Origin of the sequence: Streptomyces griseiscabiei (assembly GCF_020010925.1) — a bacterium.
Lineage (GTDB): Bacteria > Actinomycetota > Actinomycetes > Streptomycetales > Streptomycetaceae > Streptomyces > Streptomyces griseiscabiei.
This window is the reverse complement of sequence record NZ_JAGJBZ010000002.1, coordinates 540,684-555,378: the sequence shown is the minus strand read 5'-3', so window position 1 is coordinate 555,378 and position 14,695 is coordinate 540,684. Positions and strand designations below refer to the sequence as shown.

The following is a 14,695-nucleotide window of genomic DNA, read 5'->3' as shown; positions in this document are numbered from 1 at the left end:
AGCGCACCGGAGCCGTACATGGAGCGGGGAGGGCTAGGCCTTCCACTTGTCCCAGGACATGTTCCAGCCGTTGTAGCCGTTGTCCGGGTCGACGATGCGGTCGTTGGAGTTCTTGACGACCACGACGTCACCGATCATCGAGTTGTCGAAGAACCAGGCACCCGGCGCCTTGCGGTCCCAGCCGCCGCGGGTGTCGCGCAGACCGATGCAGCCGTGGCTGGCGTTGTAGTTGCCGAAGGCGTCGCCGCCCCAGTAGTTGCCGTGGATGAAGGTGCCGGAGTTGGTCAGCCGCATGGCGTCCGGCACGTCCTTGATGTCGTACTCGCCGCCGTAGCCGACGGTCTCGCCGTTCATCCGGGTCACGCTGAGGCGCTCGCTGATGACCATCTGGCCGTTCCAGGTCTCCATGCCGGGCTTGCCGGTGGTGACCGGGATGGTCTTGATGACCTTGCCGTCGCGCTCGACCTTCATGGTGAGCTTCTTGACGTCCACCGTGGAGACCTGGCTGCGGCCGATGGTGAAGGAGATCTTCTTGCTCTGCTCGCCGTAGACGCCCTCGCGGCCCTCGACGCCGTCGAGGTTGAGGTCGACGGTGACCTTCGTACCGGCCTTCCAGTACTTCTCCGGGCGGAAGTCGATCCGGTCGTTGCCGAACCAGTGGCCCTCGACGTCGACGGCCGGCTCGGTCTTGATCGTGATGGCCTTCTCGACGTCCTCGGGGGCGGTGATGCCCCGGGTGAAGCGGACCGAGAACGGCATGCCGACGCCGACCTTCGAGCCGTCCTCGGGGGTGAAGATGCCGACGAAGGTGTTCTTCGGGGTCAGCGTGGTGAAGGAGGAGTCCTCGGCCGCCTCACGCCCCTCGGAGTCCTTGGCGACGGCGTGGACCTTGTACTCGGTGGCCGAGTTGAGGTGGATGGACGGCTTCCAGCTGGCGCCGTCCTTGGCTATCTCACCGGCGATCTTCTCGCCCTTGTCGTTCTCGACGGTGACCTCGGACAGCTTGCCCTTGGTGGCGGTCACCTTGAGCGCGCCGTTGGTGGCCACGGAATCGGCGCCGTTCTTCGGGGCGATGGAGACCACCGCCTCCGAGGCCCCGGTGGCCGCCGCCTTGTCGGAGGCGCTCTTGTCGGAGCCCTTCCCCTTGTCGCCGCCGGAGCCGGAGTCCGAACCCCCGCCTCCGCCGCACGCGGTGACGGCGAGGAGCATCAGGACCGGCAGCATCGCCAGGGCCCCCTTGCGCCGCCGCGTCCGCGCGCCAACCGACGCCCCCGATATCGGTCGCCCGTTCAACTCTCTGTTCTCCCCTCGCACGGCCTGATCAGGCCCGCACCCCTACGCGCAGCGTGCGCGTACGCTCGTACATTAACCAGATGATCGGAATGATTTGGCCTCGGTGAATGTCACCGTTCAGTCCCAATCGATCCCGACTTCGATGATCATGCGCGCACGGCGAGGTCGTGCGATGTCGGCGCAAAGCCGGTGCCCTGTCGCTCTACTTCACCGCGGCACCCGCCTTCCACTCGTTCCAGCCCATGTTCCACCCTCCGAGCCCGTTGTCGGGAGCGACCTTCTTGTCGTTGCTGTTGATCACCTCGACGACGTCCCCGACGAGACTGCGGTCGAAGAACCAGCCCGCGGGGGTGCCGGAGTCACCGCCCTTCACATCGCGCAGGCCCACACAGCCATGGCTGACGTTGGCCCGGCCGAAGGCGTCCGGGGCCCAGTAGTTGCCGTGCAGGAAGGTGCCGGAGGTGGTCAGGCGCATGGCGTGGGGGACGTCCGGGATGTCGTACTCGCCCTTGCCGTTCGCCTTCTTGAAGCCGACGGTGGCGCCGTTCATCCGGGTCACCTCCAGCATCTCGGTGACGACCATCTTCCCGTTGTACGTCGTGGTCCTGGGCGCCCCGGCGGTGACGGGCAGGGTGGCGAGGACGCCGCCCGCGCGTTCCACACGCATGGTGTGCCTGGCCGCGTCGACGACGCTGACCTGGTGGCGGCCGACGGTGAAGGAGAACGTCCTGTGCTGCTGGCCGTAGACGCCGGGCGCGCCCTCCACGTCCCGCAGCCGCAGCCCGACGGTGACGCGGGTGCCGGGCCTCCAGTACGTCTCGGGGCGGAAGTCGAGACGTCCGTCGCCGAACCAGTGCGGGCGGACCTCGACGGCCGGCTCGGCGGTGATCTCGACGGCGCGTTCGACAGCGGCGCGGTTCTCGACCGCCCGGTTGAACTCCAGCGAGACGATCATGCCGGTGCCGACGGTGGCCCGGTTCTCCGGAGTGACGTAGGCGATGAAACGCTCGTCCGGGACATGTGTGGTGAAGGTGACGTGCCGTGCCGAGCGGCGGCCGTGGCCGTCGAGGGCGACCGCGTCCACGGTGTACCGGGCGGCCAGGGCGAGCTTCGGTGAGCCGGTGGGGCGCCAGGTCAGCCCGTCGGCGGAGAACCGGCCCGGTACGGGTGACTCCTGCGCGTCCTGCGACTTCACCACCTTGACGGACTCCAGGCGCCCGCTGGGCACCCGTACTTCGAAGCGCTGCTCCGGGCGCACGCCCTTGCTGCCGTCCTCCGGAGTGACCCGGATCGTGTCGTCGGATGCCTTTCCGCTGGTCAGCGGCGGTCCGACGGTGCATCCGGCGGCCCCGGCCAGCAGGCCGGCCCAGGTGAGCGCGGCGGCGAGGGCGGCCCCGGTGCGGCGCGCGTGCGTCTGTGCGTGGTTCACGTGCGGCCCAACGACGGCGCACGCCCCCGGGAAACGTGAGTGCGAGGCGTGCTCTGGGCAGAACCCTTGGGAGGACGACGTGACGGGGAGCAGTGCAGGGACGCCCTGCTCCCCTTTCCCGTCGCTCAACGAGCCGCGGGAGGCCTGAGGTGTCGAGCGCAGCCGAGCAGGAGGAAGCAGCGGAGGTACGGGGGCGGGGGACGCTCGGGGTGCCGGCCGCGCGTCCGGCGACCGTGCTGAACGGCGGCCGGCGCGAGCAGGCCGCGCCGGAGCCGAGGCCGGTGTGGCCGGGGGCGTCGACGCCGCTCGGGGCCCGGTTCCGGGTGGGCCCCGACGGGGTCGCGGGCACCAACTTCGCGCTGTGGGCGGGCGGGGCGGAGGCCGTCGAGCTGTGTCTGTTCTCCGGGGCGGGCGAGGAGACCCGGCTGCGGCTGACCGAGCTGACCCATGAGATCTGGCACGGCTTCGTACCGGGCGTCCTGCCGGGGCAGCGGTACGGCTATCGCGTGCACGGCCGCTGGGACCCGTGGACCGGCGCCCGCTGGAACCCGGCGAAGCTGCTCCTGGACCCGTACGCGCGGGCCGTGGACGGCGAGTTCGGGCTGCCGCCCGAGGTGTACGCGCATGTCCGGGACTGGCCGGAGCAGCATGTCGCCGACACCGTGCGCGACGAACGGGACTCGGCGCCGCACGTCCCGAAGGGCGTCGTCGTCCACGATGACGACGACTGGTCCGACGACCGCCGCCCGAAGACCCCGTGGGCGGACTCGGTCATCTACGAGCTGCACGTCCGCGGCTTCACCATGGCCCACCCCGGCATTCCGGAGGAACTGCGCGGCACCTACGCCGGTCTGGCGCACCCCGCCGCGATCGAGCACCTGGTGAAGCTCGGGGTCACGGCGGTGGAGCTGCTGCCGGTGCACCAGTTCGCCCACGAGGACCATCTGCTGCGCCGGGGCATGCGCAACTACTGGGGCTACAACTCGATCGGCTACTTCGCCCCGCACGCGGCGTACGCCTCGTCGGGCACGACCGGGCAGCAGGTCGGCGAGTTCAAGCGGATGGTGCGGGCGCTGCACGCGGCCGGGATCGAGGTCGTCCTCGACGTGGTCTACAACCACACCGCCGAGGCGGGCGAGCTGGGCCCGGCGCTGTCGTTGAAGGGCATCGACAACCGGGGCTACTACCGCCTCCAGTCGGACGCCCGCCGGTACGCCGACTACACCGGCTGCGGCAACACGCTCCATGTGGTCCAGCCGCACGTCCTGCGCCTGATCACGGACTCGCTGCGCTACTGGGTGACGGAGATGGGTGTCGACGGCTTCCGCTTCGACCTGGCGGCGGCGCTCGCCCGTTCGATGCACGACGTCGACATGCTCTCCCCGTTCCTCGCCGTCATCGCCCAGGACCCGGTGCTGCGCCGGGTGAAGCTGATCGCCGAGCCGTGGGACGTGGGCTCGGGCGGCTACCAGGTCGGGGCCTTCCCCCCGCTGTGGACGGAGTGGAACGACCGCTACCGGGGAGCGGTCCGGGACTTCTGGCGGGGAGCGCTGCCGGACGTACGGGACCTCGGCTACCGCCTGTCGGGGTCGAGCGACCTGTACGCGTGGGGCGGGCGGCGGCCGTACGCCTCGGTCAACTTCATCACCGCGCACGACGGTTTCACGCTCCGGGACCTGGTGTCGTACGAGCGCAAGCACAACGAGGCCAACGGCGAGGGGAACCGGGACGGCTCGGACGACAACCGGTCCTGGAACTGCGGCGCCGAGGGCGAGACGGACGACGAACGCGTACGGGCGCTGCGGCGGCGGCAGTTGCGGAACCTGCTGACGACGCTGCTGCTCTCGACGGGCGTGCCGATGCTGGTCGCGGGCGACGAACTGGGACGCACCCAGGGCGGCAACAACAACGCGTACTGCCAGGACAACGAGATCAGCTGGGTCGACTGGAGTCTGCTGGACGACCCCGGCTGGAAGGCCCTCTTCGACCTCACGGCCCGGCTGATCGCGCTCCGCCACGCCCACCCGGTGCTGCGCCGCCGGGCGTTCTTCTCCGGCCGCGCGCACTCGGCGGACGGGCTGCGCGACCTGGCCTGGTTCACGGCGCGCGGCACCGAGATGACCGAACGGGACTGGTACGCGCCGGCCGCGACGCTGGGCATGTATCTGTCGGGGCGGGACATCCCGGGCCGGGACGCGCGCGGCACGCCCATCCTCGACGACAGCTTCCTCACGGTCCTGCACGCCGGTGACCGCCCGGCCGACTTCACCCTTCCGGGCAGCCCGTGGGCCGACCGCTACGAGGTGGTCGTCGACACGTCCCGGGAGGACCAGGACGAGGGGCCGGGGGTGGTGCACCGGGCGGGCGCGTCGGTGACGGTGCCCGCGCGGTGCGTGCTGCTGCTGCGGGTGACGGGCTGAGGGGCCGAGGGGGCGAGGGGGCGAGAAGGCTGACGGGCTGAGGGGCGGCCGTCCGCGGGTCAGCCGAGGATGCCCCGTTCGTAGGCCTTGGCGACCGCCGCCGCGCGGTCCTTGACGCCCAGTTTCGCGTAGAGGTGGGTGAGGTGGGTCTTGACCGTGGCCTCGCTGATGAAGAGTTCGCGGGCGATCTCGCGGTTGGCGGTGCCCCGGGCGACGAGGGCAAGGACCTCGCGTTCGCGGGCGGAGAGGGGCTCGTGGGCGGGGGTGCGGACGGCCGAGACCAGGCGGGAGGCGACGGCCGGGGAGAGGACGGTGCGGCCCTCCGCCGCCGCGCGGACCGCCGTGAAGAGTTCCTCCCTCGGGGCGTCCTTCAGCAGATAGCCCGTCGCGCCAGCCTCGATCGCGGGGAGGGTGTCCGAGTCGGTGTCGTACGTGGTGAGGACGAGGACCTTCGCGCGGGCCGCGCGGCGGGTCAGCTCGCGGATGGCGTCGACCCCGCCGCCGCCCGGCATGCGCAGGTCCATCAGGACCACGTCGGGGTCGAGGGCCGCGGTCAGGGCCACCGCCTCCACGCCGTTCGACGCCTCGCCGAGCACGCGGAAGCCGGGGGCGTTGTCGAACATGCCGCGCAGACCGTCCCGTACGACGGGATGGTCGTCGACGACCAGAAGGGAGATGTCACGGGTCATGGCGGACCAACGGTACGCGAGCCGACAGGGCCGTGCCGTGGCCCGGTTCGGACTCGACGGTGAGGGTGCCGGCGATGCGTTCGGCGCGCACGCGCATCCCGGCGAGGCCGAAGCCGCCGCTGCTGGTGCGTTCGGGGACGGCGAGCGGGTCGAAGCCGTGGCCGTCGTCGCGGATGTCGAGGATGACCTCGTCGCCGAGGAAGGTGAGGGTGACGCCGACGCGGCCCGCGGCGGCGTGCCGGGCCGCGTTCGACAGGGCTTCCTGGGCGATGCGCAGAAGGGTCGCCGAGACCTCGTCGTGGAGGGGTTCCACGCGTCCGGTGGCCGTGAACTCGGCCCGGACTCCCGTGCGTTCGGCCCACTCCGTGACCGTCTTCTTCAGGGCCTCGGGCAGCCCGTCGTGCTCCAGGGCGACCGGGGCGAGGTTGTGCACGGAGCGGCGGGCCTCGCCGAGGCTGTGGCGGGCCAGGTCCGAGGCGCGGGCCAGATGGGTGCGGGCGAGGTCCAGGTCGGGGGCGTTCGCCACGACCTGGAGCTGGGCGATGATGCCGGTCAGGCCCTGGGCGATGGTGTCGTGGATCTCGGCGGCCAGCCGCCGCCGTTCGTCGGCGACCCCGGCCTCCCTCGCCTGGACGAGGAGTTGGGCGTGCAGCGCGGCGTTCTCGTCGAGGGCCTGCTGCAGCGCCGTGTTGGTGCGTTCGAGTTCGGCGATGGTCGCGGTGCGCTCGCGGGTCCGCTTCTCCTCCTGCTCGGTGAGATGGGCGATCGCCATCTGCAGCCCGGAGTTGGCCCCGAGGAGGGCGGCGAACACGACCCAGTGGGCCGGGCCGGTCGGCGGCAGCCCGCCGGCCTGCGCGCCCGCCACGGTGACCGCGCTGGCGAACAGGCCGAGCCGCCGCCACCGGCCCGGGATCAGTTCGTCGGCGTCCATGTAGCCGGTGGCGGCGTAGAACGCGAAGAACGGGTTGATCCAGGTGAGGGCGAAGGCGATGGCCCAGCGGAGGATGTAGTACAGCGTTCCGGCGGGGGACGGGGTCCGGCAGCGTCGGCCGGTCCGCCGGGGCTGGGCGAGGTGCCACCCCACCTGGAGCAGGACGGCGGCGAGGAGCAGGGCCCCGGCGGCGTACCACTCGGCGGCGTCGGTCAGCAGTTCGCTGGTGGCGACGGCGAGGACGGTGCTGACGCCGAGCAGCCCGTAGGGCCCCCAGGTGTGGAACTGGTCCCAGCGCCGCTCGATGTGCCGGTCAGCCGCGGTCACGGTCATCTCCCCAGTCTGCACGGGAGCCCGCACGGGCTCGTGCCACATCGCCTCGCGCCTATTCCCAGCGGAACCAGCGCGACGCCGCGCAGGTGAGCAGCACCGTCCAGGCGGCGACGACGCCGAGGTGGTCCCAGCCGGGCCAGTCGCCCGCCGCCGCCTCGTTCAGTGCCTGGGCCGCCGCGCCGAACGGGGTCCAGCCGACGGACCGGGCCAGGACGTCCGGCATGGTCTGCACCGGCATCCACACCCCCGCGCAGAACATCGCCGGGAAGAACACGGCGGAGCCGATCGCCGCCGAGATCCTCGTGGTGCGGGACACGGCCGAGATCACGGCCCCCAGCGCGAGGGCGACCAGGACGGCCAGCAGCAGGGCCACCGCGTAGCCGAGGGGCTGCTCGGGCACCCGTACGTCGAAGGCGAGGCGGCCGACCGCGAGGGCGAGCAGCGCCGACAGCAGGGCGGCACCGCCGTACAGGAACATCTGGGCGGACAGCAGGGCGACGGGCCGGACCGGGGTCGTGGACATCCGGCGCAGGACACCGTGTTCGCGGTAGCCGGTGAGGGTCTGCGGCATCGCCTGCACCCCGCCGACGATCAGGCCGAGCAGCACGCTCACCGGGACATAGCCGTCGACCGGGCGCAGTCCGCCGAAGGCCGGGTCGGCCTCGCGGAAGGACGGGATCGAGCCGAGGATCACGAGGAGGAGGGTGGGGAACACCAGGATCCAGAAGAGGCTGCCGGGTTCGCGGCGGAAGAGCCGTATCTCGGTCCGCAGGACGGCCGTGTCGACGAGGGTGATGCCGCTCATGCCGCTGTCTCCTTCTTCTGCTCGCGCGTCCCCTGCTCCCGCGTCCCCGTGGTGAGGTCGAGGAACGCGTCGTCCAGCGTGGCGTCGGTGACCCGGAGTTGCCGGGCGGTGATGTGGGTGCGGGCGAGGAGGGTGAGGACGGCGTTGACGGTCTCGTCGGTGCCGGAGAGGGTGAGGCGGCCGTCCTTGTGCTCGATCGCCGCGAGCGCGGGCAGCGCGTTCAGGTCACGGTCGTCCAGCGGGGCGGAGGGCGTGAAGCTGATGACGGTGGCGCCCGCCGAGCGGCGGATGAGCCCCGCGGGGGTGTCCAGCGCCGCGATCCGGCCCTGGTCGATCACGGCGATCCGGTCGCAGAGCCGCTGTGCCTCCTCCATGAAGTGGGTGACGAGGAGGACGGTCACACCGTTCGCGCGGATGTCCTCGATCAGCTGCCAGGTGTCCCGGCGGGCGCGCGGGTCGAGGCCGGTGGTCAGCTCGTCCAGAACCACGATCCGGGGGTCGCCGACCAGCGCGAGCGCGATGAACAACCGCTGCTTCTGCCCGCCGGAGAGCTTGGCGAACCGGGTGGTGAGCTTGTCGGTGAGGCCGAGGCGTTCGGCGAGGGGCCGCCAGTCGAGCGGGCGCGGGTAGAAGGCGGAGTACAGCTCCAGCGCCTCGCGGACGGTGAGTTTGGGCTGCAGTTCGCTCTCCTGCAGCTGGGCGCCGAGCACCCGGCGGGTGGCCTCGTGCTCGGCGACCGGGTCGAGTCCGGCGACCCGGACCCGGCCCGCGTCGGGCACCCGCAGTCCCTCGACGCATTCGACGGTGGTGGTCTTGCCGGCGCCGTTCGGGCCGAGGATCCCGAAGATCTCGCCCTCCTGGACGGTGAAGGAGACACCGTCGACGACGTTCCGGCCACCGTAGGACTTGCGGAGGTCGGTGACCTCGATGACGGGGGCGGAGGCGGGCGGGGTGCGGGTGGGCGAGCCTGGTGCGGACGATGTGTGGGCCATGGGTCGAGAATCCCGGCCGGGCACGGGTGCCCGCATCGGCCAACGCGCTCGAACGGCCATCAGCCGATCGGTTGATACGCCGCTACGACCTCGCCGGACTCCCCGTACGCCCCCGTACCCCGCGCGGGTCGTAGGACTCGCGGCCGAGCGCGGTCCGGCCAAAACTCGGTGGGCGTTGTCAGTGCCGATCCGTAGGCTCGCTGCTGATGCCCACGACACGTGCAACCGCCGAGGAACCCGACCCGACCCAGGAACCCGAGCAGGCCACGAAGGACGCGCGGGCCGAGCGGCGGTCCGCCGTACGGACACTGCTGCGACTGTGGCCGTACGTGCGGCCCGTGCGGGCGCGGCTGTCCGTCGCCGCGTTCGTGGCGGTCATCGCCTCGTGCGTGGGCCTGGTCATCCCGCTCGTCCTGAAGTGGATGGTGGACGGGCCGGTCGCCGACCGGGACCCGGCGGGCGTCTGGCTCGGGGCGCTGTACCTGCTGCTGCTCGGGCTCACCGAGGCGCTGCTGTTCGGGCTCAGGCGCTGGCTGGTGGCGCGGCCCCTCGCCGGGGTCGAGGCGTCGATGCGGGCGGACCTCTACCGCCATCTGCAGCGTCTGCCGGTCGCCTTCCACGACCGCTGGGCCTCCGGGCAGCTGCTGTCGCGCGGCACGACCGATCTGATGCTGCTGCGGATGTTCCTCGCGTTCCCGCTGACGTTCCTGCTGGTCAACGCGGTGACCATCGTGGTCGGTGTGATCATCATGCTGCTCCAGGACTGGACGCTGGGGCTGGTCATCCTGGGGCCCGCGGTCCCGGTGATCGTCACCTGTGTCCTCTTCGAGCGGAAGTACGCGGCGGTCGCGCGGCTCGCCCAGGACCAGGTGGGCGACCTCACCACGGTCGTCGAGGAGAGCGTGCTCGGGATCCGCATCATCAAGGGGTTCGGGCGGCACCGCAGCCAGGCGCGCGCGTTCCGTGAGCTGTCGCGGACGCTGCGGGGGACGGAACTGCGCAAGGCCCGCCTGCTGTCGGTGATCTGGGGCGTCATCATCACGCTGCCCGAGCTGGCGATCGGGGCGGCGCTGGTGCTGGGTGTGGTCCAGGTCGCGGACGGAGTGCTCTCGGCCGGCACGCTGGTCGCCTTCCTCTCCACCGCGCTCGCGCTGCGCTGGCCCGTCGACTCGATCGGCTTCCTGCTGGCGATGAGCCAGGAGGCGGCGACGGCGACGGAGCGGTATTTCGAGGTGATGGACGAGAAGCCGGAGTCCAGCGGGCCCAAGGGGTCCGCCGGCCCGGCGCTCGCGCCCGCGGAGGGCGGGCTCCGGTTCCACGACGTCACCTTCCGCTACCCGGACGCGGCCCCCGGCACCACCCCCACCCTCGCCCACATCGACCTGCACATCCGCCCCGGCGAGTCGATGGCGCTGGTCGGCGCGACCGGCTCCGGCAAGACCACCCTCACCGCCCTCGTCCCCCGGCTGCACGAGATCACGTCCGGCCGCATCACCCTGGACGGTCACGACATCGCCGCGATGCCCCGGGAGTCGCTGCGCGCCCTGGTGGCCGTCGCCTTCGAGGAGCCCACCCTCTTCTCGGCGACGGTCGGCGAGAACGTCCTCATGGGCGCCGGGGACGAGGCGGGCGAAGCCGAGCTGGACCGCGCCCTGGCCATCGCCCAGGCGGAGTTCGCGCACGCGCTCCCCGGCGGCACCGCCACCCAGGTCGGCGAGCAGGGGCTCAGCCTCTCCGGCGGCCAGCGGCAGCGCCTGGCGCTCGCGCGGGCGGTGGTCGGCAGACCCCGCTTCCTGGTCCTCGACGACCCGCTGTCCGCGCTGGACGTGCACACGGAGGCGGCGGTGGAGGCCGCGCTGCGCCGGGTGCTCGCGGAGACGACCGCGCTGATCGTGGCGCACCGCCCGTCGACCGTCCTGCTCGCCGACCGTGTGGCGCTGCTCTCCGGCGGCCGGATCACGGCGGTGGGCACCCATCAGGAACTGCTGCGCACGAACACGGAGTACACCCGTCTGATGTCCGGGACCGAGGAGGGGGACGAGCGATGACGGCGCCCACGACCACCGCGGCGGACAAGGAACCGGACAAGGAGCCGGAGGGGGCCTCGGGCGGGAAGCCGGGCGGGGAGCCCGGCGGGACGACGTCCTTGGTGAAGCCCGCGGACGACCGGTCCACCACCCCCCGGGCCCCCGCCGACGACCCCTTCGACCACGACGACCTCCCCACTCCCCCCGGCGCCACCCTCGCCCTGCTGCGCTCCCTGCTCGCGCCGATGCGGGCCCGCGTCGTCATGGCGAGCGTGCTGCTGCTGCTCCAGCAGGCGGCCGTACAGGCGGGCCCGCTGCTGGTGGCGTACGCCATCGACAGTGCCGTACCGGCGCTGCGGGACGGCCGGCACGGGCCGCTGATCGCGGTGGCGGCCGGCTATCTGGCGTGCGCGCTGGCGGCCGGCGGGCTGCAGTACCTGTTCATCGGGGCGTCCGCGCGGGTCAACCAGGACGTGCTGCTGGAGCTGCGCGGCCGGATCTTCCGGCACGCGCAGGCGCTGAGCGTCGACTTCCACGAGCGGTACACCTCGGGCCGGCTGATCTCCCGCTCCACCACGGACGTCGAGTCGCTGCGCGAGCTGCTCGACGAGGGCCTTCAGGAACTCATCGGCGTGATCCTCGCCTTCGTCTACATCTCGGCGATGCTGCTCTGGCTGGACCTCGGGCTGGGCGCGGCGGCGGTGGCCTCGTTCGTGCCGCTGTACGCGTTCGTGCGGAGCTACCGGCGGCGCGCCGCGAGCGTCTACACGGCCCGGTCCAGCGCGATCGCCGCGGTGATCGTGAAGTTCGCGGAGACGATGAACGGCATCCGCCCGGTGCGGGCGTTCCGCCGGGAGGCCGCCAACGACGCCGAGTTCAACGCCCTCAACAGCCACCACGAGCGCAGGAACGGCGACGCGATCCTGGAGATGGCCCGCTATGTGGTCTGCTCCCGTGTCGTCGCCAACATCACGGTCGCGGCGATCGTGCTGTGGGGCGCGTACCGGGTCGCCTCGGAGTCGCTGGCGCTGGGGGTGCTGGCGGCGGCGGTGCTGTATCTGCGGCGGCTGTACGACCCGATCGACCGGCTCGGCATGTTCCTGAACTCCTACCAGTCGGCGGCGGCCTCGCTGGAGAAGATCGCGGGTCTGCTGGCCCAGACCCCGTCGGTCCCGGAGCCGGCCGAGCCGAAGGAGCTTCCGGCGGCGGCCTCGTCCGCGCTCCCCGGCCGCGAGGTGGTCTTCGACGACGTGCGGTTCGCGTACCGCACCGGCGGTGAGGTCCTGCCCCGCTTCGACCTCACCCTCGCGGCGGGCAGCACGGTGGCCGTGGTCGGCTCCACCGGCGCCGGGAAGTCGACCCTCGCCAAGCTGGTGGCGCGCTTCTACGACCCCTCGTCCGGGCGGGTCCTGCTGGACGGCGTCGATCTGCGCGACCTCCCGGTGCCCGAGCTGCGGCGCGGGGTGATCATGGTGACGCAGGAGTCGTTCCTGTTCTCCGGCACGGTCGCCGAGAACATCGCCATCGGCAGCCCCGACGCGTCCCGCGAGGACATCGAGCGTGCCGCCAAGGCCATCGGCGCCCATGACTTCATCTCCGCCCTGCCCGACGGCTACGACACCGACGTACGCAAGCGCGGTGGCCGTATCTCCGCCGGTCAGCGCCAACTCGTCGCGTTCGCGCGGGCGTTGCTCGCCGATCCGGCGGTCCTCATCCTGGACGAGGCGACCAGTTCCCTCGACATCCCGGGCGAACGGGCGGTCCAGCGCGCGATGACGACGGTGCTGCGCGGGCGCACGGCCGTGGTGATCGCCCACCGTCTGTCGACGGTGGAGATCGCCGACCGGGTCCTGGTGATGGAACACGGGCGGGTCGTGGAGGACGGCAGCCCGGCGGACCTGATCGCGGGCACGGGCCGCTTCGCGGACCTGCACCGGGCCTGGCGCGACAGCCTGGCGTAGCCGCGGCCGGAACACGACACACCACACACAGAAACCGGGGGCCGATGATCAACGCGTACGAGGACCCCGGCACCCCCGACCTCCGGGGCGGCGCCCGCTATCTGTGGTGGCTGGTCAAGCGGCAGGCGGGCCGCTCCGCCCTCGGCTCCCTCATCTCCTGTGTATGGATGGTGCTGCTCGCGGCCACCCCGTACCTGCTCTCCCGCGCGATCGACGAGGGTCTGGCACCGGGCGACCGCGGCGCCCTCGTCGGCTGGACGGCCGCCCTCTTCGGCGTGGGCGCGTTCAACGCCTGGCTGAGCGTCATGCGCCACCGCACGATGACCCGGGTGCGGATGGACGCCAACTTCCGCACGGTGAAGGTGGTGATGGCGCACGCCGTCCGGCTGGGGGCCGCGCTGCCGCGGCGTGTCGGTGCCGGGGAGGTCGTCACCATCGGGGTGGGCGACGTCAACACGATCTCCACCTCGCTGACGGTCATCGGGCCGGGGGTCGGCGCGCTCGCCGCGTATCTGGTGGTCGCCGGGCTGCTCGTGTCGGTCTCGCTGCCCATCGCGGCCGTCGTGCTGCTCGGGATGCCGCTGCTGGCCGTGGTCGTGGGGCCGTTGATGCGGCGGCTGCAGGGCGCGGAGACGGAGTACCGGGAGCGGCAGGGCGTGCTGACCGCGCGGATCGCGGATCTCGCGGGCGGGCTGCGGGTCCTGGGCGGGCTCGGCGGCAAGGGGCTGGTGGCCGACGCGTTCCACCGGGACTCGCGGCGGCTGCGGGCGCAGGGGTACCGGGTGGGGGCGGTGACCAGCTGGATGCAGGCGCTCGGGCTGGGGCTGCCGACGGTGTTCCTGGCGGTGGTGACCTGGCTGGCGGCCCGGCTCGCCGCCCAGGGGGCCATCACCGTGGGTGAGTTGGTGTCGGTGTTCGGGTTCGTGACGGTGCTGGTGAGGCCGGTGTCGTACTTCGTCGACTGGGGGTACGAGCTGAGCCGCGGGGTGGTGGCCGCGCGGCGGGTCATCCGGTTCCTGAGCCTGGAGCCGCTGCCGGACCACGGCACCGCGTACGCGCCCGCCGAGCCCTCGGCACTGCACGATCCCGACTCGGGCGTCCGGGTGCCGCCGGGGCGGCTGGTGGCGCTGGCCGCCGGCCGGCCGGCCGAGGCGACGGCGGTGGTGGACCGGCTCGGCCGCTACGCGCCGACCGCGGTGACCTGGGGCGGAACCCCGCTCGACGCGATCCCGCTGGCGCAGGTCCGGGAGCGGATCCTGGTCGCGGACCACGAGGCGGACCTGTTCGCGGGCCGGCTCCGCGAGGTCCTCGGCGGCGGACGGGGCGCCCCGGACGACGCGACGGCCGGGCGGGCGCTCCACGCGGCCGTGGCCGAGGACATCGTGCAGGGTCTGCCGGACGGCCTGGACTCGGCGGTCGACGCGCTCGGCCGGAATCTCTCCGGCGGCCAGCGGCAGCGGGTACGGCTGGCGCGGGCGCTGCTGGCCGACCCGGAGATCCTGCTCGCCGTGGAGCCGACCTCGGCGCTCGACGCGCACACCGAGGCCCGCGTCGCCCAGCGGCTGCGGGCCGCCCGCGCGGGCCGTACGACCCTGGTCACCACCACCTCGCCGCTGGTCCTCGACCACGCGGACCTCGTTCTCCACCTGGTCGACGGCAAGGTCGCGGCGACCGGCACCCACCGTGAACTCCTCGCGGCGGAACCGGGATACCGGGCGCTGGTGGCGCGGGACGCGGGGGAGACGGACGGCACCGGCGCCCCAGGGACAGAGACAGGGACAGAGACAGAGACGGACGCGGAGGTCGTACGGTGAC

At 72.4% G+C, this 14,695-nt stretch carries 10 protein-coding genes; 4 read left to right on the top strand and 6 right to left on the bottom strand.

Annotated elements, in window-relative coordinates:
• Positions 1-33: 33 nt before the first annotated feature.
• The gene (locus J8M51_RS20010) at positions 34-1,293 is read right to left on the bottom strand and encodes a L,D-transpeptidase (RefSeq protein ID WP_179203449.1); all 1,260 of its coding nucleotides are present in this window, start codon (positions 1,291-1,293) and stop codon (positions 34-36) included.
• A gap of 202 nt (positions 1,294-1,495) precedes the next feature.
• Complete coding sequence (locus tag J8M51_RS20005; protein WP_086762655.1) at positions 1,496-2,722, bottom strand: L,D-transpeptidase; 1,227 nt, start codon at positions 2,720-2,722, stop codon at positions 1,496-1,498.
• 149 nt (positions 2,723-2,871) lie between these two features.
• Here J8M51_RS20005 and glgX point away from each other — a divergent pair, with 149 nt between their 5' ends.
• Positions 2,872-5,142 (top strand): glycogen debranching protein GlgX, encoded by a 2,271-nt coding sequence (gene glgX, locus J8M51_RS20000; RefSeq protein ID WP_398856506.1) that lies wholly within the window; start codon positions 2,872-2,874, stop codon positions 5,140-5,142.
• Positions 5,143-5,201: 59 nt separating this feature from the next.
• On the opposite strand, the gene J8M51_RS19995 is transcribed toward glgX, so the two are convergent.
• The 4 genes from J8M51_RS19995 to J8M51_RS19980 are packed head-to-tail and all read right to left on the bottom strand — an operon-like array spanning position 5,202 to position 8,892.
• Positions 5,202-5,831, bottom strand: a complete 630-nt coding sequence (locus tag J8M51_RS19995; RefSeq protein WP_267299357.1) for a response regulator — start codon at positions 5,829-5,831, stop codon at positions 5,202-5,204.
• Positions 5,821-7,089 (bottom strand): sensor histidine kinase, encoded by a 1,269-nt coding sequence (locus J8M51_RS19990; protein WP_086763682.1) that lies wholly within the window; start codon positions 7,087-7,089, stop codon positions 5,821-5,823. The genes J8M51_RS19995 and J8M51_RS19990 overlap by 11 nt, the downstream gene beginning before the upstream one ends.
• Before the next feature lie 58 nt (positions 7,090-7,147).
• The gene (locus J8M51_RS19985) at positions 7,148-7,900 is read right to left on the bottom strand and encodes an ABC transporter permease (protein WP_086763678.1); all 753 of its coding nucleotides are present in this window, start codon (positions 7,898-7,900) and stop codon (positions 7,148-7,150) included.
• Positions 7,897-8,892, bottom strand: coding sequence for an ABC transporter ATP-binding protein (locus J8M51_RS19980; protein WP_216590924.1), 996 nt, complete (start codon positions 8,890-8,892; stop codon positions 7,897-7,899). Before J8M51_RS19980 ends, J8M51_RS19985 begins: the two co-directional genes overlap by 4 nt.
• 206 nt (positions 8,893-9,098) lie before the next feature.
• Here J8M51_RS19980 and J8M51_RS19975 point away from each other — a divergent pair, with 206 nt between their 5' ends.
• Genes J8M51_RS19975 through J8M51_RS19965 form a run of 3 tightly spaced genes read left to right on the top strand, consistent with a single transcriptional unit; the run spans position 9,099 to position 14,694 of the window.
• Complete coding sequence (locus tag J8M51_RS19975) at positions 9,099-10,940, top strand: ABC transporter ATP-binding protein (RefSeq protein ID WP_267299356.1); 1,842 nt, start codon at positions 9,099-9,101, stop codon at positions 10,938-10,940.
• Positions 10,937-12,880, top strand: coding sequence for an ABC transporter ATP-binding protein (locus tag J8M51_RS19970; RefSeq protein ID WP_267299355.1), 1,944 nt, complete (start codon positions 10,937-10,939; stop codon positions 12,878-12,880). The genes J8M51_RS19975 and J8M51_RS19970 overlap by 4 nt, the downstream gene beginning before the upstream one ends.
• 44 nt (positions 12,881-12,924) lie before the next feature.
• Positions 12,925-14,694 (top strand): ABC transporter ATP-binding protein, encoded by a 1,770-nt coding sequence (locus J8M51_RS19965; protein WP_086761245.1) that lies wholly within the window; start codon positions 12,925-12,927, stop codon positions 14,692-14,694.
• Position 14,695 lies beyond the last annotated feature (1 nt).

Coding starts and splice junctions, on each gene's coding strand:
- J8M51_RS19970 (WP_267299355.1), top strand. CDS start 10,937: ATGACGGCGCCCACGACCACCGCGGCGGACAAGGAACCGGACAAGGAG.
- J8M51_RS19985 (WP_086763678.1), bottom strand. CDS start 7,900: ATGAGCGGCATCACCCTCGTCGACACGGCCGTCCTGCGGACCGAGATA.
- J8M51_RS19995 (WP_267299357.1), bottom strand. CDS start 5,831: ATGACCCGTGACATCTCCCTTCTGGTCGTCGACGACCATCCCGTCGTA.
- J8M51_RS19980 (WP_216590924.1), bottom strand. CDS start 8,892: ATGGCCCACACATCGTCCGCACCAGGCTCGCCCACCCGCACCCCGCCC.
- J8M51_RS19965 (WP_086761245.1), top strand. CDS start 12,925: ATGATCAACGCGTACGAGGACCCCGGCACCCCCGACCTCCGGGGCGGC.
- J8M51_RS19975 (WP_267299356.1), top strand. CDS start 9,099: ATGCCCACGACACGTGCAACCGCCGAGGAACCCGACCCGACCCAGGAA.